The following is a 25,122-nucleotide window of genomic DNA, read 5'->3' as shown; positions in this document are numbered from 1 at the left end:
AAACGGGAACCTGTCCATAGATAGACGTTCCCCTCTCATTTCTTCCTCGTAGTCAAACTATTTACGGTAGTTTGGTAGAGACTTTTGGACCTTATTTCCAACGTTATACGAGTCGTTCTGAAGTTGTGTTTTAAGATATTGTTTTCTATTGTAAGCAGAGACGGTTGTCCGGTCAACAAAAATTTTATAATGTCTTTCTGCGCTGGGTTTGGTTTTCATCATGCTTCTCGAAATCCGCAACCGCCAATCCCACTTTGATTAACACCATAGCCATGACGCCCATCCCGACAAACAGATAGATCATCGTAAACCATTTACTCAAATCCTCCTGCGGGACAAGGCCGGTATTGCCGCTGGTTGGAATCAGACTGCTGAAGGCATAATAAAAGGCATCCAGATACGTCCAGCCCTCCACCCCTCTGTAAAATAACGTACCGGACAGCAGAATGAAAGCTAGTGTCGTCAGCAGCGAGCGGAAGACGGGCTCCTTCATACTCCGGAATAAGGCGCTTAACAGCCTCTTCAATGTTAATAGAAATGAAATCATACGTACGTCCCCTTTGTGATCGAACCATATACCGTCCATTTTACCACACAGACCCAGAGGAAAAAGCGGAAAAACAGGCCGGCTTTTTGACAAGGGGGTTTCTTTTTCTATATGTTTAAACCCGTATCCCATTGATCTACTGAAGGAGAGACATCATGAAAAATTTGGATTTGTATTTCGACTTATTCGACCGCTCCAGAACGAGTGAACAAGCGGAAGAAGAGCTTCACCAGCTGTTCAGTGAAGATATCATTTTCGTTCTGAACGGTGACCGTAAAGAAGGCTTGGAGAACTGGAAAGCCTTCGTCCGCAGCATTTATGAAAACAACGTGGATTTGAAGCATATGTATGAAGGCTGGAGAAAGCACGAGGGGACGGATTTATATATAACGAGATGGGCCGTCTGCGGAAAACTCGCTTCCGGCAAAGTCTACACCCAGACCGGCATCGACAAGGCGATGCTCAATGAAAATGGGAAAATCACCTACCTCGAAAACATTCCGGATCAGCAGGATTTGTTTGACGCGTACTGATCATAAAAAGGCAGCGCTCCACGTGGAGCGCTGCCTTTTTCCTTTATTCAAAGTCGTACGTTAACTCCCACTGCTGGCGGGCTTCATCCATTAACTCCATCACCTGGCGGGAAAGCGGAAGGGTCCAGTTTTCCCCTTTTTCCAGTATCAAACGGTTCACGGCCTCGACCTCATACTGCAGGGCCTGCTTCGTTTCACCGGCCTCGATCGTTTCAACAGAGCCATCTGCTGTATACGTGATCGCCGCTTTTTCGGCTCTCGGGAAATCATCCACGGTAATGAAGCCTTCATCACCAGCGATAATCCCGCGCTTCGGCATTTTCGCACGCATCGCAAGGGAGACGACGGCCATTTCGTCATCATCATTTTTCATGACGATGCCGGACTGTTCATCGACGCCCGTTTGATATTTTTTCACGGTCGTATGAAGCTCTGTCGGCTGGCTGGAAAGGAAGAACCGGACAAACGACAGCGCATAGGTGCCGATATCCAGCATTCCGCCGCCGGCCAGATCAGGGTTGAAGAAACGGTTGGATGGATCATCCTCCTTACAGCTTCCGAACGTCACGTTGACCATATTCACCTTCCCGATTCTTCCAGATTGTATGATTTCGTCCAGCTTCTGATACAAAGGCATATGATACAGGGTCATCGCTTCTGCGACGATGAGGTTTTCAGCTTCTGCAACCTCGACAATTTCCTCAAGCTGTTTTCCGTTCATCGTAATCGCCTTTTCACAGAAAACGTGCTTGCCGTGCTTTAATGCGTCCATAATATAATCATAATGAATGCTGTGTGGGGTGGCTATGTACACGACATCCACGTTGTCATCCAGCATCAGCTGCTTCGTTTCTTCATAGACGTGCTCCACTTGATATTCATCGGCAAAGGCTCGGGTCTTCTCAGGATTGCGGCCCCATACTGCGTATACGCTTCCATTCACCTCCTGGATCGCTCTGGCAAAGCTGCCGGCAATCCCGCCGGGTCCTACAATTCCCCAATTCACTTGTCTCATCTTACATCTCCTCCTCTTTTCATTTCCTGTACTCCTGTTTCTCCGGCCATCAGTACCTTGGTAACGACAGACGTAAACAGCGAGGTATCGACCACACCGGTCACCCCTTTGAAACGGCTTTCCAGATCAGCACTGTCCTGCCCCGCTTCCATATAAACGTCTACTAAGAGGTTTCCATTCCCGGTATATACCGGTCCATCCTGTCCGCTGCTTTGACGGACGTGAGATGCGCGGGCCGGAAACGATTTCAACTGTTGATTTACAAAATGCAGCGCCTGGGGCAGCACTTCCAAAACGACCGGATGGTCATAGGTTAATAAAGGGACAACCTTTGTCTCATCGACAAGCAGAATATATTCCTCTGAGAGTCCAGCGACCAGTTTTTCCATCGAATGAATGCCTCCCCCGCTCTTCAAGGCGTGAAACTCCTCATCGACCTGGTCACAGCCGTCAAATGCTGTATCGATCTTACTAACGTCTGTGATGGAAACGACCTCCAGGCCGGCGTCGATGCAGTGCTGTTTCGTCTCCCACGACGGCGTCACTACTTTCACATACATCTTGTTTTCATTAATCAGCGTAATCAAGTGCTTGATTGTACTTCCTCCACCAAGCCCAATGATGCTGCCTTCGGTTATGTATTCCAGTGCCTTCTCCGCACACCGCTGCTTCACATCCATCTTCATCCACCACCTTGGGACCAATGTACAGCAAGGGCATGTTTTCTGCAATGCATACGCTCCATTTTTATCCAAGCTATCCTTTTGCCCGTTTACAAGGCAAACTGAGCTCCTCTCGTATCATAAGGAAGTTCCTATCAACGTCGGACCGATTAGGACTTCTTAATCTCGGACCTCCATGGAAAGGAATCGTTACAGGTATTGCACGCATTAAAAAATCTAAAAAATCAATCCAATATGTTATCTCAGAATATCTTCATCCCCCAAAGTCCCTACTCCATTATACCGATTGTTATAGTTGTTGATGATTCTACGTTTAATAAAGGTTTCCTGATGGAATATGCCCTAAATAGATCTGGTAAATAGAGGAGGAAGCTTATGAAATATATCGGTGTCACATTCATTTTGACCGCCGCTGTCTTATGGGGTATGACCGGTGGTGTGGCAGACATTTTAATGGATAAAGGATGGAGCCCTGGGGTCATTTCCTTTTACAGGGGAGCCATCGGTCTCGTCTGTGTTTTCATTTGGTTTATCATCAAGCCGCGCCAGCATATGCCACGCACATATTCGCTCGTTTTATGGGCAGCTCTCGCTGGTGTCGGCGTCGCTGGGAACTTCACACTTTATTTTCTTAGTATAGAATCATCCAGTATTGCGGTAGCGGCAACACTCATGTACACCGCACCTGTGTTTGTGCTGCTTGCTTCTTTCTTTCTCGGAATCGAACGGTCTTCCTGGCTGAAATGGGGCTGTATCGTTTCCGTATTGATCGGGATCGTACTGCTTACCGGAGCCTATAGCAGCAGCGGGGCATCCGTCAATCTGACCGGAGCACTCACTGGACTGGGCTCAGGCCTGTCCTACGCTCTGTTCATTTTCGCCTTTAAAAAAGCGGCCGCAGAAGGAAGCGCACCAACGACGCTGACGATTTCCTTCATCGTTTTCAGCATCCTGTTGTTTTTCTATATGGATATTCAGGAAGCAGCTTCTGTTCTTACATCAGAGGATCTGCCTCTGTTCATCGTACTCGGATTGATCGGTGCAGGTATTTCCTTCGTCCTCTATGTATACGGGATTAAACGGACAGCTCCTACTACAGCTTCCATTGTTGCTATGGTGGAACCGGTCACAGCCTCCATTTTCGGCGTCCTTATCCTCAGTGACAGCTTATCGCTCATCCAAGGTGCCGGCATGGTTATTATCCTGATGACGATCACGCTGCTTTCCTTTAAACAGGCTCAAGATTGAATCCAAAAAAAGCCGATCCAGTTACTGGACGGCTTTTTTTATATCTATTAAATTTTATTCCTTTTTCACTCCGGAAATGACAGCTATAAGAAAGAAAACAAAATACACAAGGCCTACTCCGATCAATATGTTCATGACTACATCCATACGTACGCCCTCCTCCAATTAATAGAGTTTGTTTCTATAGCTCTCATCGAGCCGGTCCTGAATCGAATCCACCGTGGAGTTCGGAAGCTTGGCATGTGTAAACAGCATGCGGGCGGCAGAAGGACGTTCCCCTTCTGCGATCCAAGCTTCCGGCTGCCAGAGTTTTGAGCGTATGAGGGCTTTGGCACAGTGAATAAAACACTCCTCCACCTCCACTGCAATGCCGAGCTCAGGCGGACGTCCTTTGACCGCCATTTTTTTCAGCATATCCTTATCCTTTATAATCTGCGCATGCCCTTTGATTCGGAGTGTTTCTCCAAGTCCCGGGATGAAAAAGAGCAGACCGGCACGTGGATTGGTGATAATATTACGCAGGGAATCAACTCGCTTGTTCCCGGGTCTTTCCGGTATCACAAACTGTTTTTCGTTTAAGATATGGACAAAGCCGGGATGATCCCCTCTTGGCGATGCGTCCGGCTGCCCCTTTTCACCTGAGGTCGTAAGTACTAGAAACGGAGATTTAGAGATAAAATCCATACAGCCGTCATCAAGGAAGGAAATAACCTTACTTACCACGAGATCACTTGGATCTCCGACATGACTCTGAAGCTCTTTTTCATCCGAAATCGTCTCCTTGAACCGATACATCCGCTTCCACCCCTTCTATTTCTTATAAAAACGCCGCCCCCACAATCAATAAGACAAGAAGAGGGAGGAAAACAAAAATCATGATCAGCACCTTCACGTTTTCCACATCCCTAAACATCGTCCTGCGATTGAGATACAGCATGAAAGCAAGTAAAAGAATCGATATCCCTGTCAGCCATCCGTACATGTGGACTCCCCCTCCTTATCTTATTTATGGCAGGATGTCTTTAATATCATACAGATGATCCATTAAAGAAAGACCTGTCAGCACAACCCCCCAAGAACTGTAAAGGATGGTTTTCCGAACACTCTCCCCTTTTTTTACATCAACGGCAATCCAGTACAACGCTGCGAAGATGGAAGTAAAAAACACCCAGTAGTGGATGGACTGGTCGTTCACCAAATCCACAAGCATACTGACTTTCCATTGATCCTCTTCAGGCGGCTCATACACCACCGTTTCCTCCGCCACTCCGTAAGCGTTGTTTTTCTCCAAAGTGAGAGCTGTATAATCTTCATTGACCATTTTCATTCCGACTGTGTCGTAGCCGAGTGGATAATAGTGGAGCGAATAAGCGAGGAGGAAGGAAAGACCGAAGGCAGCCAGTGCAAAACCTATATAGCCTAGCTTCCTTTTCCACGTCTTGTTTTCATTGAATTTCATGATGAGCCTCTCTTTCCTCAATAGATATATACCTAAATTCTATAAGTTATGGATGTTTTTGTCACACCCTCTCATCGCTTTCCTTTCATCATTCTCTCGTGATAGTTAAGTGAATAACAAAAAAAGAACGGTCCTTAAGAACGATCTTTTTCTCCCCTGGTTATGTTCAATTATCATCTTTCCTCCAGATGCGGTCCCGATAAAGATAACCATTACCACAACATTGGGAGCACTGACCAACACCATCCTGACACCTCGGTAGCACGCGTTTTTTTGTCCAAAGGTCTCCCCCTTCAAGAAATAAAAAGGCTGTACTACATTTGTATGTACAGCCTCACTCTTATCCCGGTACTTATTGATAGGGGGTTCCTTCCAGTAAAGGCATGACCCGCTTTAAATCACGTAGATCTTCAATGACAACATCCGCCTGTGCCAGTTCTTCCTCCCGCGCAAAATCAAAGCGGCATCCCACGGCTGTAAATCCATTTTCCTTGGCTGCCCGGATATCAGACAGTCGGTCACCGACGACTGCCCCTTCCTGTATAGCATGCTTTTGGATAATTTCCTGAACGAGCCTGGATTTATCAAGAGAGTCGATTTGTTCTATGCTGAATGTCTCCGATACCCACCGGTCAAGGTGATAATATTCTACAATGGTCTTCAGGTACCTTTTCAAACCATTACTGGCTATGTATACCGAAACCTCCTGACCTTTCAGGTCTTCCATCGTTTCCTCCACCCCTGGATACAAGGATCCCCTGCCATTCTGAATATTGCTGATGAGCCTGTCTAAAAAGAGCGCATCCACTTCGTTTCTTTCATACGTAGTGAACTCAGGCAGCAGGGTCTCCCACACTTTCGGAAGAGGCACGCCCATAATCCGCTGATATTCAGCCAGCGGAGCTGCTCCTTTCCATTTGTTGATTTTTCTCAGTTCCTGGAAAGTATCTTCAAGAGAGGCTTCCAGAATTTGATTGGTTTGAAATAGTGTTCCGTCCATATCAAAAATAATGGCTTTTGTCATAGTATCCTGCCTTTCGCTTTTCAGTCAGTTTTTTTCTGGTCCATTAAAAGGGCCCACTACTCAGGCCGGTTGGTGGATGAGGAAAGGTCCGAACACCAGGACGATTCTCCCTATAATAATCAGTCCCAGCCATTTTCTTTTTTCTACAAGTTTGTTGCGACAGCCGCTAGTGAAGTTATAAAGATGACGCCACCTCCCCGGTAGTCAAGGAAATCATGCTCTATAAACAAGTCAATCAGAAAAAGATCAGCAGTTATAGACAACACAATCAGTCCAAAAAATCGAAAAATTTATCGATAGGCATCCCTCCACTTTTGTAGAAGATTCATAGATATCCTATATGTAGATGCAATGGTTTCATTGTAATACAAATTGGAATTGTTTTCCTCATCAAAGAGATAAATCTACTAAAAATGGAAAGCAATTAAAATCAAAAGAGGTCCGCTCAATACACCAATGGCCACATACATCCAATGCCCATGGATTTTCACAGGCAGATCGTTCAACATGATCACTCCCCATCCGATGACAACGATGAATGTTATAATAATCGCTGAAATAACCGTCTCCACGACATCTTCCCCCTTGTAAGAGATTCGATGATTTCATCACCAAGATATAGATAAAATACCGGGAACCTCTTCAGATGATCGTTTCTATAAACAGTCACTTGTTATAGGAAAACAACAAAAAATTATATTCCAAAAACGTTTACTAAACCAAGTGACGGGAAAGTATGTTCTGAGGGGGAATTCAAAATGGAATTACTCCAATTCCTTAGGGGGGAAATGTATACTGGAATAAGTTTTCACAACGAACATAACAATCCTGTCTGCTGTGACCTGGGGGCGTTGACCTCTAACGAGCAGCTTTTACTCTTTATGAGATTAAAACCAACGACAGTAAAGTACTTTCCCATGGAAAGAAATCCGTACTTAATTTGTTCAGACCAACACCATTCGCAAACTTATTTCCTTACTACATGACCTGGGCATACCGGGGGTCCGCGGGATTCCCGGCAGTCCCCTCCCTTTATAATACATCCCGCTTCAAATTCCAATTATTTCAAAATGAACAATGATGCGCAACTTGAAAAAGGCTTATCCACTCATGGATAAGCCTTTTTCTTATGAAGAAAAATCCTGTTCATTCTGTAATGATTCTTTCACGGGTACAGTGGCCGCACTTTTCGAACTGACCCGCTGCAGCATATATTCAAGCAGAAACAGGTAATCCTGTTGATGTCCTGTATTCTTCGAAAGCTCGGACAGCTGTTCAATAATATACAGGCAGTCATTTTCATAAAGGCTGTAATTATCAAAACCGAGGATCGTCTGGCGCGCAAACTCCCATAAATCTTCGTGGACGTCCTTCTCCATCGTTTTACTGAGCAGAGAAACCATCGTCAGCAGTTCCGTCATGACCGTCGAATTCTGGTCCGCATATTCCCTGATGGATGCGAACCCTTTATGAAGGTAGTAGCGGAAGTCCTTCTGGTTCAAAATGACCCTGAGGCTTTCCTCCTGATCAAAGAGATAAGGGGAAAAATTGGTCGACTGACCGATCCGCTTCAAAAGATCTGTGATCTGGTGGATGGTATTGGTCACCGTCAGCGGGTCGTTATGACCGAGCGCTTTGATGGCGACTTCTGCAAGTTTGATTAAACCATACTCCAGGTCCTGAATCTCCGTTTGTTTCACACCGATTTCAATCGACTTGAAGTACCGTTCCGGATCAACCTTAGAACCGGATTCCCAGTAGCTGAACACCGGTGTCCCCTCCACCACAAATTCACCAATCCGGACATCGAACCGCAGGATCCCTTCATCTCTGGAAGCCTGCTTGACGAGCCTTGCAAAATCGGCCACCTGCAGATACCCGGACTGAGGGGAGGTTATGACTTTCCTATCCTCTTCAGGCGGGAGTGAGTCAGGATCGACGTCTTTATCAAGGTGAAAAGGAGCCAGCTCCTTTTCCAAAGCCGTCTGGACTGATTGAGATTTGGCGTTCATATTGTAGCTGATGTTATGAACCTGCATCCATGTCGTCGTATGGTTGATGAAATAGATGAAGGTGACGGCAGCTATAATCGCAGTCAGGATTGACAGGACCGGCGTTGCGGCAATGTACTCCTCTTCCTCATGCGTCACATACAGGAAGTTCAGCAGCACATAAATGAAGCTTCCGTTAAAAATACCGAGCACGTGCTGGGTCGCCCGGTCACTCACGAAGTTGACAAGCATTTTTGATGAAAACTGCCCGCTGAACGTTGTTAAAGCGACGAGCAGAGAGTTGATTGTAAAGGCGCTCAGTGTAAGGACGCCTCCGACGAGCGCACTCAGCAGCACCTGCAGCGTCTGCCCGCTGAACCCGATTGCCGGTGGCAGATATAAACTGACATCCACGATGTAGTCGAGGTAAAAAGTGAAGGCGGACAATCCGACCGCCCCGAGAATATACCAAAAAGGCATAAACCACAGCGTCGATTTCAGCTCACTCCTGCGCTGACGTTTGGACATGTTAAAATATTTCTTTATATAGTAGAAGAAACCCATAAGCGGCACACCATTCTGTTCTAGAGTATTGGAATTCTTCTAATTCCTTCCCTTGAACGGTCGCCGCTAACCTGATTTCGTTTAATTCTTCAGGGTGGATGCAGGAATTGACCGATATATTGCAGATTTGACTGATATATTCAGAAAAAGATCGATATATTGCAGATTTAGTCGATATATCCGAAAAATAATCGATATACGCAGAAAAAAACCGATATCCATATGTGAGCCGACCTTCAAAAGATCAGTCTTCTTTAAAAGCCGCAGCCAGGAACATTGAAGCGTCCTGCTTCATGAATATCTTCTCCCCGTGGTGAAACGTGTGAACATGGGAAGACACAAAGCCTGCTTCCTTTAGAAGATTCTGTAGATCTTCGTGATAAAAACCGTTATGCACTTTAGGGTGGTTGATCTGTTCGTTTTTATCAAAATCGACTATGAGCAGCTTCCCGCCCCTGTTCAAGAGGTGGAACAGCTTCTGTAAAATGTCCTTGGTGTCCGGGATGTGGAGCAGCACAAGAGAGACCAGTACGATATCCGCCTGTGGTTCCGGTGTTTCTTTAGTATAATCTGCACAAAGAACAGAGGCATTGGTGATGCCGCTGCGTTTGATCTTCTCTTCAGCGATTTTCAGCATCTGTTCAGAAGAATCGATAAGCTGGACGGACTTCACTAGATCCGCCAATGCCAGCCCCACCAAACCTGTCCCTCCTCCATAATCTACAAGGAACTTGGTAGAACTGTCTTCCAGTTCTTTTCTTACTTCTTGAACGATATAACCGGCCGTTTCTTTCCTCTCGGGCGAATCGTAAGTTGCCGCTAATTGTTCGAATACGTTGTCGTCCATATTTCCACCTCCATTCCTATTTAAAAAACCGGCCGGAAATCCGGCCGGTCTGCTTCTTACTTTTGATCGGTCTGTGCTTTGATCGCTTTTATTGTGCCCGTATGTACCCCTTCGTGATACAGCGTGAAATTCAAAATTTCACCAACGGTTTTCATGGATAGAAACTCCTCTGCTGCCTCGTCATCAAGTTTTCCTGTGAGAGCTTCCTTCAGAAGTTCCGGCTGGTGTTCGAGATGTTTTCTCAATTCATCAAGAGTAGGAACACTGCCTTCCCAATCCGCCGGCTTCGTTCCCGGAGCGAACAGCTGGAAAAAGCGCGGAGGCGTGTCGACCTGTGTACCGGCGAACTTGGCTATCATCCCATTTTGAGCAGCAACAATATGGCCGAGATTCCATCGGATATTGTTGGCAAATCCTTTCGGTTGGAGATCCGCCTGCTCTTCCGTGATTCCATCTAACATTTTCAATGTTGCTTTTCTCACTAATGCTATTTGTTGAAAGATTTGTTCTTCGTTCATGCTACCAACTCCCTTCTCTCCTATTCTATCCTTCTGTGCTGTATTTCTCAAAGAATTGGAGACTGAAAGGCAGCATTTAGAATCTGAAGATAATCTTCTTTCGTAATCGTCCGGGCATTGCTCGGGGTCGAGTTATTGCGTTCCGCAAGTTCAGCCATCCGCTCGAAGTCCTCTTCCTGAACCGCAGGTATTTCACTCAAAAGAGGAATGTCCAGCTGTTTTGTGAACGCATAGATTTGACGGACGAATTTCTCTACGGCCTCCTCATCCGAATCGTTATCTTCTGCCATCTTCATAAGCCGGGCCATTTCCGCGTGCAGCGGCACGTTTTCCTGCGCATTGAATTCCATGACATGAGGAAGGAATATGGCATTCGCTACGCCGTGCGGGGTATCATAGAGGCTGCCAAGCGCTTCCGCCAAGCAGTGGACAGCCGCTACATCCGCTGACCCAAAGCATAGACCCGCAAGCAGGCTTCCCTCCTGCATTTTCGCCCGTGCCTGAAGATCTGCTCCGTGTTCAAACACTTGAGGAAGATGCTCGACAATGACCTCCATCGCTCTTGCTCCCATCGCCTGTGATACAGGGTTCGTCACCTTACACGAATACCCCTCGATAGCATGGACAAGGGCATCGACTCCTGTTGCTGCCGTTACGTCCTTTGGTACCGTCAACGTCAGTTCCGGGTCCAGTACGGCTGTTACCGGACGGAGCATCGCGTGCTTCAGCGTGATTTTCCGGTACGAGTCCGCGAGTGTAATGACCGAAGAGCGGGTGACTTCTGATCCGGTTCCCGCCGTCGTTGGAATACAGAGGATCGGTGCTGCATTCATATAAGCCCTCTTCCCCTCTACATAGTCCTCAGGACGGCCGCCGTTCGGGCCAAGAAGCGCCACCGCTTTTGCCGTATCGATGGGACTTCCACCGCCAATCGCAATGACAGCCGAAGCTTTTTCTTTTTGAAACACTTCCACTCCCATCAGGCATTCCGTATCGCGTGGGTTCGGAGATACCTGGTCAAAATCCACCACACGATAGCCCGCATCTTCAAGAGAATCTAAAACAGGCTTTACGATTCCAGCCTTTTTCACACCTGGATCGCTCACGACCATCACGGTTGTCCCCGGCTCTGTCATCTCCTTCAGCAGTCCCGGTACTTCCTTGGAACGTCCAGGTCCCATCACAATTTTAGTCTGGCAGTAGTAGTCAAAATTCAATAGCAAAACCTCCTCTTCTTTTTATCCGGCCCTCGGCCCTGTGTTTGAGTATGTACGCATGCTTCCTTTGCGTGTATCAGCTCGGTCCCCGTCCCTCGATTCCATTTATTCTCGTCACCATTTCTACTATACATCTTTTCACATAATATTCCGACAGATCAAACACTCTTTTTCATCAAAAAGAGTGTCAGCTCGTATAGAAATTCCTGTTTCTTTACGAGCTTTTTTCTTCCTTACCGCCAGGAGCGAAAGCCCCTTCCCTTTCCGCGGACGAGCGCCCGAGCTTCCTGACCAAGTCAGGGGAGGGTGTGCCCCCGGCATTCATCCACCAACAAGCGGAGTGTGACCCTTTACACAACAGATGGACAACTCTAACTGGTTACAGGCTTTTTACGCTTTTTCCTCAAAGGGAGTGTCTTTTCCTTCATACAGTGGCAGCGAAGAATCTCAATCATTACCTGACCTGTTCTCAGGTATTAGAATGGAGTGACGATGAATGATACGACGGCAGCCAGGAATTTATTTCCAAGTGATGAAACCTATGATACCCTTGGATTATCTACTTTCACGATGTAACCATTGAGAGAACAGGTTGATTCAGTTACAAGTAATGGAAAGAGGTGTTTATTTGAGGAGAATATGGCTCCCTTTATTAACATCCGTTGGGACAATGGCTCTATTATATTGGATTGGAGATCTATTTCATGTATCTCTTTTCAGGTTTTCATTCGAATTAAATGAACCACTGGAAAATGGGTTTTTTTTCGATGTGGATATTGAAATATCACCGATTGTTATCGGCTTAATCGTTGGATTTATTGTGGAACGCAGACTTAAAGTCTAAAGTAAATAAAAAAGAGACACACCAGCTCTGTTAGAAGAGCGATGTCTCTCTTTCTGCCTGTTACCCGCGCAGGATTTTTTCCATAGCCTTGCCTTTCGCCAGTTCATCCACCATCTTATCCAAATAGCGGATTTCCTGCATGATGGGTTCTTCAATGTCTTCCACCCGGACACCACAGACAACCCCTTTGATCAGCTTACGTGACGGGTGAAGCTCAGGCGCTTCCTCGAAAAAGGTTTCAAAATCCGTCTTTTCCTCCAAGTGCTCCTCCAGCTGTGCCTGGGACAGCCCGGTATGCCAGCGGATGATTTCGTCCACTTCTTCTTTGGTGCGTCCTTTTTTCTCAGCTTTTGCGACGTAATGAGGATAGACACTGGCAAAGCTCATACTGTAGATTTTATGTTTGGTCATTCCACGACACCTTCCTTTTAACAGGATCTGTATCAGTATTATAGCATGGTTTTACGATCCGCTATTCCAACCCAGCAGGAATTCCTCGATAACATTCGTAACTTCGAACGGTCCGGATTGCTGATTGGAAGGAACCACTGTGATGAGGCCTGCATCCGGATAATAGGAGGAACGGAAGCTGACACCGGGATCAAAGCCCGTGACGTGGTAGTTGTATATATGCCCGTCTTTTTGGTTCATCCAAATCCCGTACCCGTAATGAATCGTTTCATTCACCTGCACGTGAGGATGCAGAAGCTCATTGGTCATCTCTTCGCTCAGCAGTTCATATTGGAATAAAGCTTCCCAGATCTTCGCCATATCCGGAGCTGATAAAAACGCGCCGCCATCTGAACCGCCTTGTTTGGGTATCGAATAAACATTCGTCCGCCATGTACCCTTTTCCTTGTCATCGATATAGCCGATCGCTGTATTGACCGGGAGCTGATCGAGAGAAAAATACCCGGAGTCATACATCCCGCAGTGATCAAAAATCTCTGATTGAACATAATCCGTATACGTCCGTCCTGTTTGTTCCTCAATGATTAACCCAAGCAGAATATAGGCCGCATTGTTGTAGTGGAACCGCTCACCAGGCCTGCCGTTCATCGGTTTTTTTTGAAAAAGGGGCAGAAAATCCTTGAGTTTTTCGATTTTATAGACAGGCACATCCTTCCATAAATTCTCATAATCCTCCATTACTTCTTCATCAAAATAATCCGGCAGGCCGGACGTATGTGTTAACAGGTGATGAATGGTTACATCCTTATCAAAATAAGGGAATTCAATCGCCAGACAGTCGGCCAGTGGTGTATCGAACTCCAGCTGTCCTTTTTCCACAAGCCGGCAGACGGCCACAGCGGTGAACAGTTTGCATCCGGAGGCTGTCCCGAAACGGGTGTTGTATGTATTCAGCCTTTTCTCCGCTCTGTCTGCATAACCATAGGCCTTCTTCAAAAGCACCTGTTCCCTGTCCTTTACATAGACGACTCCGGAAAAGTTAATTTCCTTACATTTATCGTGGATCACTTCCTGCAGCTCTTTATGTATTCTCATCGATTTCCTCCGCTCCATTTTGTTTCGAATGAACCACCGAGATCTCAATCAAGGAAAACTAGCGGCTTCGGTTTCGGCCAGCCATTTATCGACAGCTTTGACAGGGAAATAATATTCGTAGCCGATTTTCACATAAGGGATCTGACTCTTCACAACATCGCCCTCTTTCTTCGGAAGAACCTTTTCTATCTGCTCGTCACTGAGACCCAGGTAATCCTGAAGTTCCAAATAACTCATCAGCTGAGGATCCTCAGGCTGTTCGCGGACTATAACCTGTTCACCAGCCTCATGGGAGCTCTGCGTGAGGGCATTGGAAAGAATAATCGCTCCTGACAAGATGCAGGCGCCTACAATTAATAATGACATGTTGGTCGTTAATTCTTTCATGACCATCCTCCTTTACGGCCCTATTATTCCAAAACCTCCCTGGAACCTCAATCCTTTTTGGAAAAACCGTACAAGAAAAGACTATTCGTTGCGCTCTTTCTGCCGGAGACCGTACATATAAAAAGCGGGGAGGACCGAACAGACAAAAACGATTCCTCCAACCAGCAGACCGTCCATCACGTTGTACCCATTCGTCAAGGCGGTGAAAGTGACAAATAAAAGAGAAATCAATGTGATTACACCGAGAGATATGTACAACCGTGTCACGGGGGACCGTTTTGTTTTCTCATGCTCCACACTGATACTCATGGAAAGGTAGGCATTAATCACTCCTGTCATAATGAAAACAAACCAGACAGGGTTATCCGTCATCCCGTCCATCCCATAGTTAATCAGAACATAAAGCAGGATTCCGATAATTCCTAAAGTCTGGACAATAAAAGTAATCCTGATGTTCTTTAAATTTTTCAACTGCAGACGTTCATCTTTAATTTTTTCCATTATTTTCACTCCTTTCGTTCCTGCCAGAATACTTCATCCAACGTTTGGTTAACGGCATAGCAGATCTCCAGACACAGCTTCAACGTTGGGTTGTAACGGCCTTTCTCAATCAAGCTGATTGTCTGACGCGTTACACCGACCTTCTCTGCAAGTTCCTGCTGAGTTAAATCGAGGGTGACACGCGCGATCTTCACTTTATTTTCCATAATTATCTATCCCTTCCTCATCAATGTAACATATAAGTTACATAATGCAATGCATATATTCCATTTATCACAAAAACAGCCTTACTGCTTAAAAACGGTTATTAAAAAAGACCCACCCGGATGTCGAGTGGATCTTAAGCCTTTACTGCTTAGAGAAATCCGGAAGAACGCCTTCCTGCTGGAATTCACGGAACAGGCGGGTAAACATTTCTTCACTGTCTACAAATTTGTGGAATCCATATTCTCTGAGTTTTGTTGTAGATGTCATCACATCATAATCACAATTGAAAATGAAGTCTCCAAAGCCCCATAAGGCCAATTTGTCATAAGGAATGTCCTGCAGGTGGTATTTCTCTTTCATCTGCTCCCATAACTCCTGCTTGTCGGCCATCATCTCAGAGAGTTGGATTGGCGGCTCTGCTCCTGCTGCTTCCATATCAAAATAGTCGGCAATCGTCTTCCACATGTGCTCCCAGCGGAAGTAATCCCCGTTCGTCACATTGAATATTTCAAATGCGCAGGATTCCTCAACCGCAGCCCACTCCACACACTGAGCGAGAAGGGTCGCATCTGTTACCTGAGCAAGATACGGATGCGCTTTTCCAGGAAAACGAAGAGGCAGACCCAGTTCCTTGGATATCGAAGCGTAGGCGCCGATCACCATAGAAAGGTTCATGGGCTTTCCGACTGAATACCCGCAGACGACATCTGGACGGAGGATTGTCCAGCTCCAATCTTTCCCTTCCTGTGCCCGGCGCATATAGTCTTCCTGTGTAAAGTAGAAGTTCGGCGGCATATGGCGGGCGTCCGTTTCCTTGGCTGGCGTTTTAATAGGTCCGAGATGCACGCCGTAGGCTTTTGCCCCCTGCATCAAAATCACACGCTCCAAGTGGTCCGCGTTTTTTTCTACGGCATTTAATGTATTTTCAAACATCGTCTGATTGACCTCCACCTGCTTTTGAGGATCAGATTCATAGTCCTGATATGCCGCATAAATGAAATGGGTCACTTCTGAGAACGATTCCAGATTCTCCTGGACGTTCTGACCATCCATCATATCCGCTGAAACATAAGTGATATCCGATGGATCATCAGGGATATGACGGGCAATGCCGATAACATCCCAGCCCTCCAGCTTACTCAGGTGCCTGGCAATGTAACTGCCGATCACTCCTGTAGCTCCGGCAACGACAGCTGTTTTCTTCTGCATATTCCATACCTCCCGGATCAGATTAATGTGAGTTTCACATAAGTATGACTTTACCCGCGATATTCTTCCTCCAAACAACTTCCATTCCAATCATGGTGAAAAAAGGAAGTTCAAGCACCTCTTTCAGGATGACTAATTGATCATTTATGCCTGCCTTTTTTTGTTTTTTTCCGATCACTGAGAGGAGCAATCCAGAAGCCAATGACAAAGCCGGCAACCAGCATTCCTATTAAATGATTCCAGTCGATCGCACCATCATTTATGTATCCCAGGATAACAGAAAACGGGCCCAGTATGCCCCACATCAGAAGGACGGACATGATTCTCTTCTTCAAACTCATGTCCCCGCCTCCCTCAACGTCCGGCTGATATCAATCCCTGGATTATTCCTCTGCAGAAGGCGAAGGAAAGCCTTCTCATCTTTGGGAGAAATATGTGTAATGGCATGGTCGGACGAATGGATTTCGAGACGCCTTACCGCGAGTGCAGGAGCGGCAAACGGACTGTTTCTCTGCTCCACTCTATGAATATCTTCGATGCGGATCTTTTTTCTCATCGGACCAAATTGAATGTGCAGACAGCCATGTATGATTTTGTATCCGGTCGAAAACCAGATCCATAAAAGGACTCCTATGATACCTGCACTAAGAAGGTACCCAGGCACGCTTTTATATGTAATCAACTGCCAACCGGCCGCTTCTCCCCCAAATAAATAGAGTAGAACAATGCTTCCAATGATTCCTCCGTACATAAGCACAAACAACAAGTCTTTTCTGGACGGAAAATACACGTCCATCACCTCCACCATCTATACGTGTTCCTACCCGAAAAAGTTTCAGAATATGGAGGATATTGTAAAAACATCAACCTTGAGAGAATCCCCGCTGCAATCGGGGATATAAAAATGAAAAGAATCGGATGCGAAGGTTGCTGAAAATACCGCCGCCTGCGATGTACTCATGCCCATTTATCTTCCAACCTCCGGCCCCAAACCCTTGTAGACTTCAAAAAAAGAAAGAGTGCCGGATGTAATCTGACAATCTTTCATCTCTATTTTTTACAGTCGTCTCATGCTTCTTTTAAAGAGTCTGTACAGCTCTATGTTTATGGAGAAAACGACGGACCAGTTCTAAGTAATTTTCATTCTCCTCCAGCTGGGGAGAGTGACCGCTGTTTTCAAAGATAACAAGCTCAGCATTCGGCACACACGATGCAATGGTCTCCGAACAGATCACAGGAGTGACCCAGTCATGCCTTCCGACTGTCACAAGCGTCGGTACGTGGATCTCTGCCAATTGATCAACCAGATTAAACGCGGGTTTATTATGCCGGAAAGCGAAGTTATGGGTTTCGTGCCTGTAGTAAATCTGCTCGAGGCGCTGACGCACGGCTTCTTCATCGTATTCAACGGTATACAGGGGCTGGATCAAAGTGAACAGCTCTTTCAAATCCTCATCGGAGTGTACCTCCCCTTCAAAAAGGCGGGTCATGTTTTCTTTTGTAATGCCGTCAATTCCACTCTCAAGAGCACGGTCGATGGAAAGGTAGTCAAAGTCACTGCTTGCTGCGGTATCTCTCAACAGCACGCGGGTGACACTGTCAGGGTAGCGGATGGAATATTCAAGCGTTAGAAATCCGCCGTACGAGCCGCCTAAAATGGTGATCGGACCTCCGCCAAGCTCCAGGCGGACAGCTTCAATATCCGCCGTCCACTGTTCATGAGTGAAAGGGGGACGGCCCTCCGATCTTCCTGAACCTCTCATATCCATAAAAACGAGCTTGTACGTATCTCCCAAGGCGGAAAAGGCTTTGATATCACCACGGCAGTCTCCCAGACCAGGAGCTCCGTGGATGAAGAAAATCACCTCTCCCTCGGGATTTCCATGGACTTCATAATACAACTCATTATCATTCACGTTCATGAACAAGGCGCTTCCTCCTCTTTATTTTTTCGCAAAACGCGGGTCCAGGGCATCCCTCAGTCCATCACCAAGAAAATTATAGGCCAGTACAACGATGGTGATCGCTACACCCGGAAGCACACCTAAAATTGGAGCCGTCCAGATGTACTGCTGGGAATTCTGGAGCATGTTCCCCCATGTCGGCGTTGGTGGCTGGATGCCGAGACCGAGATAGCTGATCGCACTTTCCGTGAGAATGGCCCAGGCAATAGCGAGTGTTCCGGAGACAATGATCGAGGGAAGAATCTGCGGAACGACATATTTTAAGAGAATCCTTTTCGCAGAAGCCCCGGCCGCATTGGCCGCTTCAACAAACTCGTATTCTTTCCACTTCAACGTTTCTCCGTAAACGACACGGGCAATTTCCACCCAGCCGGTCAGTGCAATGACGATTACGACCATGAATGGCGTCGTCCCAAGCACCGTAAGAGCAACAAGGACGAAGAAAAAGTTCGGAATCGCCATCATCGCTTCTGTAATACGCATGAGGACCGCTTCGACCACTTTTCCAAAAAATCCGGCGCAGGCGCCTATGATCGTGCCAATGATCAAGGAGAAAAGCATCGCACATAACCCGACTAAGAGTGTCACACGCCCGCCGTGAAGCATGCGTGCGAAAACATCCCTGCCCAGGTCGTCCGTTCCGAAGGGGTGCTGCAGCGTCCAGCCGGCAAGGGCCCCTGCATCGGTCAGTTCATCCGGAGTAATCGGCCACAGGACAGGACCGAGAAAGACAACGGCGTGGACAACGACTAAAAACCATAACGATAGATACGCCACTTTGTTCTGCTTCAACCTTGTAAGTAATACGAAGCGCCGCTTTTCCTTTTTCCGGTGCTGCTCTTCCATATCTTCTTTTATAGAAGCTCCTAACATTCGGTCCCCTCCTATGCCATGTTTTTCACACGCGGATCGACTTGAGAATAAATGATGTCGACAAGCAGATTGCTGATGATAACGACAAGCGTAATGACAACGGTAATGCCCATGATCAATGGATAGTCACGGCCATTGGCTGCTTCAATAATCAACGTCCCGATTCCTGTCCATCCAAAAATCGCTTCGGTGATCACAGCACCGCTCAGCAGTCTCGGAATCAGCACGCCTATGATGCTGATGATCGGAATCATCGCATTCCGAAGCGCATGCACATACAAAACGACAAATTCCTTCGTCCCTTTGGAACGGGCGGTACGGATATAGTTTTGTGAAATGACTTCCAGCATCGATGATCTCGTGAAGCGGACGATATTCGGAAGCACGGTCGTCGATAAAATCAGTACTGGCATGGCTAAATGAGCCATCCAGCCCCAAAAGTCAAAGTCCGCGCCCCTCGGTCCGACACCGGACGATGGCAGCCAGCCAAGTTCAACAGAAAATAAGAGAATCAGCATCAGCCCGAGCCAGAAGGAAGGAACCGACAAACCGATGACACTCGAAAAGTTGATCACGTGATCCGCTGCTTTTCCTCGTTTCAAGGCGGAGATGACTCCAAGGATGATGCCTGCAATGACTGAAAAGATGATCGTGAATACGGTCAGTTCCATCGTATAAGGCAGACGTTCTGCAATCCTTTCCACGACCGCTTCACTGGAGTTAAATGATGTGCCGAGATCACCGGTGACAGCATTCCCCACCCACTCAAAATAGCGGACGATTACCGGCTGATCCAGGCCGAGACGTTCGATTACCGCCTGACGCTCCTCGGGTGATGCATCCATACGCATGACCCCTGTGGGCCCACCTGGCGCGAGATTGATAAGAAAAAAGGTAATGACGGTCACAATGAACAATAAAATGATACTTTGTCCAAAGCGGTTGAGTAAAAATCGAATCACACAGGTCCCCCCTTTTTATAAAAGAGAAGTGCACGCGGTGGTGCACTTCTCCCATGACTTACTCCGCCATATACCATTCCTGGATATAGTGAAGCGTATCTCCGAAGGCCAGTTCAGGTACGCCGTCGATATCCGAGCGCTTCACCTGTACTTCCTGCGGGTACCAGAGGAACATGTAAGGAAGTTCTTCAGCCATCAGCTTCTGGGCTTCTGTGTAGATTTCCTTCCGCTCCTCTACATCGCTCGTTTCCGCACCAGCGTCCAAAAGCTTGTCCATTTCTTCATTTCGATAAGCCGGGATGTTGTTCCCCTGCTCAGCAAAATCGGAGTGCATGTACGCCTTCAAATCCGGATCCGGCGGATAGCGCCACCAGTTCAAGGTCATCGCATAATCCCTTTGGATGACGACTTTGTCAATCATCGTATTCCAGTCCATCGTGTTCAACTGTACATCCAGCCCGATATCAATCAAGTACTGCTGAACAAGCTGGGCGATCGCTTCTAAATCCCCTTGAATACCGATATCAAAGATGATTTCGAAGTTTTCTCCATCCTTATCGACAAATCCATCACCGTTCGTATCCTCCCACCCTGCTTCAGCAAGGAGTTTTTTCGCTTCTTCCGGATCGAAGGGATACTGCTTCACATCATCGGTGTAATACTCCGACAACGCCGGCGTAATTCCTGCATCTGCAATCGTTCCATAGCCTTGAAGGACGGTATCGATGATGTTCTGACGGTCAAGCGCATGTTCCATCGCCTGGCGTACCTTCACATCCTGGAACCTTTCTTCCTGCTGGTTGACGATCAGCCAGAAGAAACGGTTCGTATCGCGCCCGTTCACATCCACACCGTCCGCACTTTCAATCCGATCGACAGCAGAGGTGTCATCCAAAGCGAAAATGGAAAGTTCTCCGCTCAACAGCTGCGCCACATGGGTGTTGGCATCAGGAAGGATTTTGTATTCCACTTCGTCCAGATTCGCGGCATCTCCGAAGTACTCCTCATTCCGCTCCAGCACGACGCTCTGGCCGGAAGTGTAGGATTTAAGCTTGAAAGGTCCTGTTCCTACAGGGTTCTCCTTGTTAAAGCTTGTTAGATCCCATGGGTCTTCTCCTTGAAAAATGTGTTCAGGAATAATCTCTGTGTTAAAGCTCAGGTAAGCCGGAAGCGCGGCAACCGGACTCGATAAGTTGAACATAACGGTGTAGTCACCATCTGCTTCCACACTTTCCACCTGTCCGAAATAGGAGGCACTGTTCGCTCCAAGCTCTTCATTCAACGTAATATCATTGAACGTAAACACGACGTCTTCTGATGTGAACGGTTCGCCGTCGTGCCATGTGACATCATCACGGAGCTGGAAGGTCCAGGTCAGGCCATCCTCGGACGTTTCCCACGATTCAGCCAGATCCGGTGCAGGCACCAGGTCTTTCCCAGGTTTCGTCAACCCGTCGAATATGACACGGTTAATGACATTGGACTCTGCATAGGCACTCGGGTGCCACGGATTAAAGGTTGGATCGGCGACAATCGGAATCGATACCTTTCCGCCGGAAACGGCCTCTTCAGAAGACGCCGTCGCTTCTCCCTCTGCCTCCTCTTCCCCTCCGTAGGAACAGGCGGCCAGGAACAACGCCATTAGTGCAGCTGATAAAAAGACCCACCATTTTTTATTCATCGTCATCGTCCCTCTCTTATTATTTCGCCCACGTTTCTTTCAGCACACGCATAATGTTTCCGCCGGTGACTTTACGGATGTGTTCCCGGCTGTATCCTTTAGCGACAAGCCAGCGGACAATGTTCGGAAAACATTCCGCCGGATTTTCCAGCCCTTTGACATAATCGACACGCTCCATCGAGGATTTCTGTGCACTTTTGATGGATAATTGACCGGCCAGTGTATCATGAAGGCCGACATGGTCACCGAATAAGGTGTCCGGCCCAAAGGCTACATGCTCGATCCCTACCAGGTTCGCCGTATATTCGAAGTGTTCCATGAACGAATCGATATTATGGTGCGGATGATTTTCCGATATGGTGGAATGCGGAGCTGCCTCAATTCCTATCACCCCGCCTTTTTCAGCACAGGCTCGGATGACACTGTCCGGCTTCATACGCTTCGTATCCCATACACCACGAGCACCGGCATGGTTGATGGTGACCGGTTTTGTACTCGTTTCAATCGTGTCAAGCGCCGTTTGGTCACCAGCGTGAGAAACATCCACAGTGATGCCGAGCTTGTTCATCCGTTCGACCGCCTGTTTTCCAAAAACGGAAAGACCGGCATCCTTCGGTTCACGAAGGCCCGAGCCCAGCATATTCGATTCAGAGTAGCACACGCCCATCGTGCGGATGCCGAATCCATACAGCACATCAAGCCGGTCCAGCTCATTTTCAATCATGGATGCCGATTCCAAAGCTCCGACAAAAGCGATTTTCCCTTCTCTTTTCGCCCTGGACAAATCCTCGATACGCTCGGCTTTGATCACCATATCCTGATGAGCGATGTCGCTGAAGCGGATGCCCAGGTCGTGAATGACATCCGACCATTTCCACCCTGCGAGTGAGGTGATCATCGCTGTTCCGTCCATGAAGTTCTCAAAGATGACATCAAGTCCGGAATGGCTCAGCGCTTCAAACGCTGTAAAGTCCCTGCCCTGCCGGCGGAATTCGTAAAACTGGTTAAGATCTTCCGGTGCGATGAATGTGTGTTCATGCATGGAGATCATCAAGTCCTCTTCCAGGATCGTCTGGACCTCGTTTTCCTGCTCATTCGTCACAGGATAGGAAAAGCTCGGGACACGGTCCACCTCTTTTGCGAGGGTGTAAGATTTATAATCGACGCCCGCTTCCAGGTATTGAAAAGACTTATAGCCGTCATAGACTTTTTGGTTGCCTTTTTGAATGAGTTCAGCCAAAGGATATTCCCCTTCCTTTTATTTACTGTTTATGCCATAATAAGGTTGTTAGTTTTGTTGTCAGATGGTTTCTGACGTTGAGCGACAGCTTCTTTTAACGTCTGCCCTTTTTCCAAAGGGTAATGGCAGGCTGTGAAATGGCCGTTTCGCGTTTCCTGCCATGCTGGAACTTCCTGACTGCATCGTTCTGTTGCAAGTGGACACCTCGTCCGGAAATTGCACCCTGAAGGTGGAGATGCTGGTGAAGGCACTTCCCCTTTAAGAACGATGCGTTCTTTTCTTGCTTCGGGATCGGCTTCTGGTACAGTCGACAAGAGTGCTGCTGTATACGGATGCGCAGGATCATTGAAGATCGAATCCGTATCGGACAGTTCGACGAGTTTTCCTAAGTACATCACACCCACCCGGTCGGAAATATGACGCACAACGTTCAGTCCGTGCGCAATGAACAACAGTGTCAATCCCATTTCACGCTTCAGCTGGATCAACAGATTGATGACCTGGGACTGGACCGACACATCCAAAGCGGACACCGGTTCATCCGCAACGATGAATTCCGGCTCAAGCGCAAGCGCCCTCGCTATACCCACCCGCTGCCTCTGTCCTCCGGAAAATTCATGGGGGTAGCTGTGATAACGGCTCGCATCCAATCCTACAAGCTCCAACAATTCCTTAACCTTTCTTTCTTTTTCCGCGCCTTTGGCAAGACCGTGAATCTCATACATCTCCCCGATAATCTGCCCGATTGTGAAACGCGGGTTCAAAGAGCCGAATGGATCCTGATAAATGATCTGCATGTCCTTGCGGAGTCTGCGCATGTCTTTCTTCGAATATTCAAGAATATTACTCTGACCATAAAGCACCTGACCGTCCGTCGGATCCTGCAGTCTTAAAATGTTCCGGCCGAGTGTCGATTTCCCGCAGCCGGATTCTCCGACAAGTCCGAGAGTCTCTCCTTTATAAATATCAAAAGAAACATCATCCACCGCCTTCAGCGTCTGCTTCCGTTTCCCTAAGGCCCCACCTCCTTTAATCTCAAAGTATTTCTTCAAATGCTGAATTTCCAACAGCTTTTCTTTATGATTTTGATTCAACGGGATCCTCCTTTCTATGAAAAAGGTCAAGCTGCGAGGCAGTGAACTCTTCCACATGCCAGCACGCGACGTCACGCCGGCCCATTTTTTGAAGCGGGGGTTCTTCCTGATGGCACTTTTCTGTGGCAAAGCTGCAGCGCGGCGCAAACCGGCAGCCTTCAGGCATCTGGTTCACGCCTGGAATCGTTCCTTCAATGGTCGGAAGAAGCTCCCCTCTGGCACCGCTCATTTTCGGAATCGATTCAAGCAGCCCTTTTGTATAAGGATGATGCGGGAGGTCAAACAAATCGCTGGTCTCTGCAATCTCCATCACCTTCCCGGCATACATGATGATGATCCTGTGGGAAAGCTCTGCCGCTACCCCGATATCGTGGGTAATGAGCATGATGGACATGTCTTCTTCATCCCTCAACTTTCGGAGCAGCTCGAGGATCTGCGCTTCGATTGTGACATCAAGCGCTGTTGTCGGTTCATCTGCAATGAGAAGCTTCGGTTTGGAAGCGAGCGCAATGGCAATCATGACCCGCTGCCTCATCCCTCCCGACAATTCGTGGGGATACTGCTTCAATCTTGTTTTCGGTTCAGAAAGCCCGACAAGGGTCAGCAAATCCTCCGCCTTGTCCATCGCTTCCTTTTTCTTCAGCGGCTCATGGTAACGGATCGCTTCAACAATCTGCTGCCCGATGGTGAAGACAGGGTTCAAAGCGGTCAGCGGCTCCTGGAAAATCATTGAAATCTCTACTCCTCTGATTTTCCTCATTTCCTCATTCGTCTTGGTTGTCAGTTCTTCTCCCATATACTCAATCGATCCGCTTACGATTTCCCCATTTTCAAACTCGACCAGTCTCATCACAGACATCGATGTGACACTTTTACCACTGCCGGATTCCCCGACGATGCAGACGGTTTCTCCTTTTTCAATATCAAAACTCACCCCGTCGACCGCCCGGACAAACCCTTCCTTTCCCTGGTATCCCGTCACGAGGCCTTCCACCTTCAACATGTGTG

General features: G+C 47.4%; 29 protein-coding genes and 1 riboswitch. Of the genes, 2 read left to right on the top strand and 27 right to left on the bottom strand.

Annotation, left to right across the window (positions count from 1 at the left end):
• Positions 1-29: 29 nt before the first annotated feature.
• Positions 30-131: riboswitch (purine riboswitch) on the bottom strand.
• A 53-nt stretch (positions 132-184) separates the two neighbouring features.
• The gene (locus ACXAGL_RS15055; RefSeq protein WP_474991627.1) at positions 185-547 is read right to left on the bottom strand and encodes a potassium channel family protein; all 363 of its coding nucleotides are present in this window, start codon (positions 545-547) and stop codon (positions 185-187) included.
• Between the two features lie 155 nt (positions 548-702).
• On the opposite strand from ACXAGL_RS15055, the gene ACXAGL_RS15050 reads away from it, so the two are divergent.
• Complete coding sequence (locus tag ACXAGL_RS15050) at positions 703-1,080, top strand: nuclear transport factor 2 family protein (RefSeq protein WP_474991625.1); 378 nt, start codon at positions 703-705, stop codon at positions 1,078-1,080.
• A 43-nt stretch (positions 1,081-1,123) separates the two neighbouring features.
• Here ACXAGL_RS15050 and ACXAGL_RS15045 read toward each other — a convergent pair whose 3' ends face one another.
• Positions 1,124-2,095: a Gfo/Idh/MocA family protein gene (locus ACXAGL_RS15045; RefSeq protein WP_474968162.1), complete on the bottom strand. Its 972-nt coding sequence runs from the start codon at positions 2,093-2,095 to the stop codon at positions 1,124-1,126.
• Complete coding sequence (gene rpiA / locus ACXAGL_RS15040; protein WP_474991623.1) at positions 2,092-2,775, bottom strand: ribose 5-phosphate isomerase A; 684 nt, start codon at positions 2,773-2,775, stop codon at positions 2,092-2,094. Before rpiA ends, ACXAGL_RS15045 begins: the two co-directional genes overlap by 4 nt.
• Positions 2,776-3,153: 378 nt before the next feature.
• Here rpiA and ACXAGL_RS15035 point away from each other — a divergent pair, with 378 nt between their 5' ends.
• Positions 3,154-4,026, top strand: a complete 873-nt coding sequence (locus tag ACXAGL_RS15035) for a DMT family transporter (RefSeq protein WP_474991621.1) — start codon at positions 3,154-3,156, stop codon at positions 4,024-4,026.
• 165 nt (positions 4,027-4,191) lie between these two features.
• Here the strand turns inward: ACXAGL_RS15035 and ACXAGL_RS15030 are convergent, their stop codons facing one another.
• From ACXAGL_RS15030 to ACXAGL_RS14915, 24 genes are all read right to left on the bottom strand, one after another.
• Positions 4,192-4,821, bottom strand: coding sequence for a pyridoxamine 5'-phosphate oxidase family protein (locus ACXAGL_RS15030; protein ID WP_474991619.1), 630 nt, complete (start codon positions 4,819-4,821; stop codon positions 4,192-4,194).
• A 22-nt stretch (positions 4,822-4,843) separates the two neighbouring features.
• A complete protein-coding gene (locus tag ACXAGL_RS15025) occupies positions 4,844-5,008 on the bottom strand; it encodes a hypothetical protein (RefSeq protein WP_474991618.1) in 165 nt (54 codons plus the stop codon).
• 24 nt (positions 5,009-5,032) lie between these two features.
• The gene (locus tag ACXAGL_RS15020) at positions 5,033-5,485 is read right to left on the bottom strand and encodes a hypothetical protein (protein WP_474991616.1); all 453 of its coding nucleotides are present in this window, start codon (positions 5,483-5,485) and stop codon (positions 5,033-5,035) included.
• Positions 5,486-5,837: 352 nt separating this feature from the next.
• On the bottom strand, positions 5,838-6,509 hold the full coding sequence (locus tag ACXAGL_RS15015; RefSeq protein ID WP_474991614.1) for an HAD family hydrolase: 672 nt from the start codon (positions 6,507-6,509) through the stop codon (positions 5,838-5,840).
• A 407-nt stretch (positions 6,510-6,916) separates the two neighbouring features.
• The gene (locus ACXAGL_RS15010) at positions 6,917-7,081 is read right to left on the bottom strand and encodes a hypothetical protein (protein WP_474991612.1); all 165 of its coding nucleotides are present in this window, start codon (positions 7,079-7,081) and stop codon (positions 6,917-6,919) included.
• 555 nt (positions 7,082-7,636) lie between these two features.
• On the bottom strand, positions 7,637-9,028 hold the full coding sequence (locus ACXAGL_RS15005; protein ID WP_474968149.1) for a DUF2254 domain-containing protein: 1,392 nt from the start codon (positions 9,026-9,028) through the stop codon (positions 7,637-7,639).
• 280 nt (positions 9,029-9,308) lie between these two features.
• Entirely contained in the window at positions 9,309-9,911 is a 603-nt protein-coding gene (locus tag ACXAGL_RS15000; RefSeq protein ID WP_474971670.1) for a class I SAM-dependent methyltransferase, read from the bottom strand.
• A 56-nt stretch (positions 9,912-9,967) separates the two neighbouring features.
• Positions 9,968-10,429 carry a DinB family protein gene (locus tag ACXAGL_RS14995; RefSeq protein ID WP_474991611.1) on the bottom strand — a complete coding sequence of 154 codons (462 nt, stop codon included), beginning with the start codon at positions 10,427-10,429 and terminating at the stop codon, positions 9,968-9,970.
• A gap of 47 nt (positions 10,430-10,476) precedes the next feature.
• A complete protein-coding gene (locus ACXAGL_RS14990) occupies positions 10,477-11,610 on the bottom strand; it encodes an iron-containing alcohol dehydrogenase (RefSeq protein ID WP_474992390.1) in 1,134 nt (377 codons plus the stop codon).
• Positions 11,611-12,550: 940 nt separating this feature from the next.
• The gene (locus ACXAGL_RS14985; protein ID WP_474968145.1) at positions 12,551-12,901 is read right to left on the bottom strand and encodes a DUF2200 domain-containing protein; all 351 of its coding nucleotides are present in this window, start codon (positions 12,899-12,901) and stop codon (positions 12,551-12,553) included.
• Positions 12,902-12,952: 51 nt separating this feature from the next.
• Positions 12,953-13,996, bottom strand: a complete 1,044-nt coding sequence (locus tag ACXAGL_RS14980; protein WP_474991609.1) for a serine hydrolase domain-containing protein — start codon at positions 13,994-13,996, stop codon at positions 12,953-12,955.
• Positions 13,997-14,044: 48 nt separating this feature from the next.
• The gene (locus ACXAGL_RS14975) at positions 14,045-14,383 is read right to left on the bottom strand and encodes a MerR family transcriptional regulator (RefSeq protein ID WP_474991607.1); all 339 of its coding nucleotides are present in this window, start codon (positions 14,381-14,383) and stop codon (positions 14,045-14,047) included.
• An 81-nt stretch (positions 14,384-14,464) separates the two neighbouring features.
• Positions 14,465-14,884 carry a hypothetical protein gene (locus ACXAGL_RS14970; protein WP_474991606.1) on the bottom strand — a complete coding sequence of 140 codons (420 nt, stop codon included), beginning with the start codon at positions 14,882-14,884 and terminating at the stop codon, positions 14,465-14,467.
• Positions 14,885-14,889: 5 nt separating this feature from the next.
• Positions 14,890-15,090 (bottom strand): helix-turn-helix transcriptional regulator, encoded by a 201-nt coding sequence (locus ACXAGL_RS14965; protein ID WP_474968141.1) that lies wholly within the window; start codon positions 15,088-15,090, stop codon positions 14,890-14,892.
• A gap of 142 nt (positions 15,091-15,232) precedes the next feature.
• Positions 15,233-16,300, bottom strand: a complete 1,068-nt coding sequence (locus ACXAGL_RS14960) for an SDR family oxidoreductase (protein ID WP_474968140.1) — start codon at positions 16,298-16,300, stop codon at positions 15,233-15,235.
• A 140-nt stretch (positions 16,301-16,440) separates the two neighbouring features.
• Positions 16,441-16,641: a hypothetical protein gene (locus ACXAGL_RS14955; protein WP_474991605.1), complete on the bottom strand. Its 201-nt coding sequence runs from the start codon at positions 16,639-16,641 to the stop codon at positions 16,441-16,443.
• Positions 16,638-17,108: a PH domain-containing protein gene (locus ACXAGL_RS14950; protein ID WP_474968138.1), complete on the bottom strand. Its 471-nt coding sequence runs from the start codon at positions 17,106-17,108 to the stop codon at positions 16,638-16,640. The genes ACXAGL_RS14955 and ACXAGL_RS14950 overlap by 4 nt, the downstream gene beginning before the upstream one ends.
• Before the next feature lie 271 nt (positions 17,109-17,379).
• On the bottom strand, positions 17,380-18,222 hold the full coding sequence (locus ACXAGL_RS14945; protein ID WP_474992388.1) for an alpha/beta fold hydrolase: 843 nt from the start codon (positions 18,220-18,222) through the stop codon (positions 17,380-17,382).
• Between the two features lie 21 nt (positions 18,223-18,243).
• Entirely contained in the window at positions 18,244-19,137 is an 894-nt protein-coding gene (locus ACXAGL_RS14940) for an ABC transporter permease (RefSeq protein ID WP_474971678.1), read from the bottom strand.
• An 11-nt stretch (positions 19,138-19,148) separates the two neighbouring features.
• Complete coding sequence (locus tag ACXAGL_RS14935; protein WP_474991603.1) at positions 19,149-20,099, bottom strand: ABC transporter permease; 951 nt, start codon at positions 20,097-20,099, stop codon at positions 19,149-19,151.
• Between the two features lie 58 nt (positions 20,100-20,157).
• Positions 20,158-21,786 (bottom strand): ABC transporter substrate-binding protein, encoded by a 1,629-nt coding sequence (locus ACXAGL_RS14930; RefSeq protein WP_474971680.1) that lies wholly within the window; start codon positions 21,784-21,786, stop codon positions 20,158-20,160.
• Positions 21,787-21,799: 13 nt separating this feature from the next.
• On the bottom strand, positions 21,800-23,020 hold the full coding sequence (locus tag ACXAGL_RS14925) for a dipeptidase (protein WP_474971681.1): 1,221 nt from the start codon (positions 23,018-23,020) through the stop codon (positions 21,800-21,802).
• Positions 23,021-23,049: 29 nt separating this feature from the next.
• The gene (locus tag ACXAGL_RS14920; protein ID WP_474971682.1) at positions 23,050-24,114 is read right to left on the bottom strand and encodes an ABC transporter ATP-binding protein; all 1,065 of its coding nucleotides are present in this window, start codon (positions 24,112-24,114) and stop codon (positions 23,050-23,052) included.
• Positions 24,098-25,117, bottom strand: a complete 1,020-nt coding sequence (locus ACXAGL_RS14915; RefSeq protein WP_474991601.1) for an ABC transporter ATP-binding protein — start codon at positions 25,115-25,117, stop codon at positions 24,098-24,100. The genes ACXAGL_RS14920 and ACXAGL_RS14915 overlap by 17 nt, the downstream gene beginning before the upstream one ends.
• Between the last annotated feature and the right edge of the window lie 5 nt (positions 25,118-25,122).

Source organism: Halobacillus sp. ABA4_118 (assembly GCF_056160205.1).
This window is presented reverse-complemented; position numbering and strand designations above follow the sequence as displayed.

Coding starts and splice junctions, on each gene's coding strand:
- ACXAGL_RS14950 (WP_474968138.1), bottom strand. CDS start 17,108: ATGGTGGAGGTGATGGACGTGTATTTTCCGTCCAGAAAAGACTTGTTG.
- ACXAGL_RS15055 (WP_474991627.1), bottom strand. CDS start 547: ATGATTTCATTTCTATTAACATTGAAGAGGCTGTTAAGCGCCTTATTC.
- rpiA (WP_474991623.1), bottom strand. CDS start 2,775: ATGGATGTGAAGCAGCGGTGTGCGGAGAAGGCACTGGAATACATAACC.
- ACXAGL_RS15045 (WP_474968162.1), bottom strand. CDS start 2,095: ATGAGACAAGTGAATTGGGGAATTGTAGGACCCGGCGGGATTGCCGGC.
- ACXAGL_RS14945 (WP_474992388.1), bottom strand. CDS start 18,222: ATGAACGTGAATGATAATGAGTTGTATTATGAAGTCCATGGAAATCCC.
- ACXAGL_RS14930 (WP_474971680.1), bottom strand. CDS start 21,786: ATGACGATGAATAAAAAATGGTGGGTCTTTTTATCAGCTGCACTAATG.
- ACXAGL_RS14995 (WP_474991611.1), bottom strand. CDS start 10,429: ATGAACGAAGAACAAATCTTTCAACAAATAGCATTAGTGAGAAAAGCA.
- ACXAGL_RS15030 (WP_474991619.1), bottom strand. CDS start 4,821: ATGTATCGGTTCAAGGAGACGATTTCGGATGAAAAAGAGCTTCAGAGT.
- ACXAGL_RS15050 (WP_474991625.1), top strand. CDS start 703: ATGAAAAATTTGGATTTGTATTTCGACTTATTCGACCGCTCCAGAACG.
- ACXAGL_RS14965 (WP_474968141.1), bottom strand. CDS start 15,090: ATGGAAAATAAAGTGAAGATCGCGCGTGTCACCCTCGATTTAACTCAG.
- ACXAGL_RS14985 (WP_474968145.1), bottom strand. CDS start 12,901: ATGACCAAACATAAAATCTACAGTATGAGCTTTGCCAGTGTCTATCCT.
- ACXAGL_RS14955 (WP_474991605.1), bottom strand. CDS start 16,641: ATGAGTTTGAAGAAGAGAATCATGTCCGTCCTTCTGATGTGGGGCATA.
- ACXAGL_RS15020 (WP_474991616.1), bottom strand. CDS start 5,485: ATGAAATTCAATGAAAACAAGACGTGGAAAAGGAAGCTAGGCTATATA.
- ACXAGL_RS14970 (WP_474991606.1), bottom strand. CDS start 14,884: ATGGAAAAAATTAAAGATGAACGTCTGCAGTTGAAAAATTTAAAGAAC.
- ACXAGL_RS14960 (WP_474968140.1), bottom strand. CDS start 16,300: ATGCAGAAGAAAACAGCTGTCGTTGCCGGAGCTACAGGAGTGATCGGC.
- ACXAGL_RS15025 (WP_474991618.1), bottom strand. CDS start 5,008: ATGTACGGATGGCTGACAGGGATATCGATTCTTTTACTTGCTTTCATG.
- ACXAGL_RS14915 (WP_474991601.1), bottom strand. CDS start 25,117: ATGTTGAAGGTGGAAGGCCTCGTGACGGGATACCAGGGAAAGGAAGGG.
- ACXAGL_RS14990 (WP_474992390.1), bottom strand. CDS start 11,610: ATGGGACCTGGACGTTCCAAGGAAGTACCGGGACTGCTGAAGGAGATG.
- ACXAGL_RS14975 (WP_474991607.1), bottom strand. CDS start 14,383: ATGAAAGAATTAACGACCAACATGTCATTATTAATTGTAGGCGCCTGC.
- ACXAGL_RS15035 (WP_474991621.1), top strand. CDS start 3,154: ATGAAATATATCGGTGTCACATTCATTTTGACCGCCGCTGTCTTATGG.
- ACXAGL_RS15015 (WP_474991614.1), bottom strand. CDS start 6,509: ATGACAAAAGCCATTATTTTTGATATGGACGGAACACTATTTCAAACC.
- ACXAGL_RS14980 (WP_474991609.1), bottom strand. CDS start 13,996: ATGAGAATACATAAAGAGCTGCAGGAAGTGATCCACGATAAATGTAAG.
- ACXAGL_RS14940 (WP_474971678.1), bottom strand. CDS start 19,137: ATGTTAGGAGCTTCTATAAAAGAAGATATGGAAGAGCAGCACCGGAAA.
- ACXAGL_RS15005 (WP_474968149.1), bottom strand. CDS start 9,028: ATGTCCAAACGTCAGCGCAGGAGTGAGCTGAAATCGACGCTGTGGTTT.
- ACXAGL_RS15000 (WP_474971670.1), bottom strand. CDS start 9,911: ATGGACGACAACGTATTCGAACAATTAGCGGCAACTTACGATTCGCCC.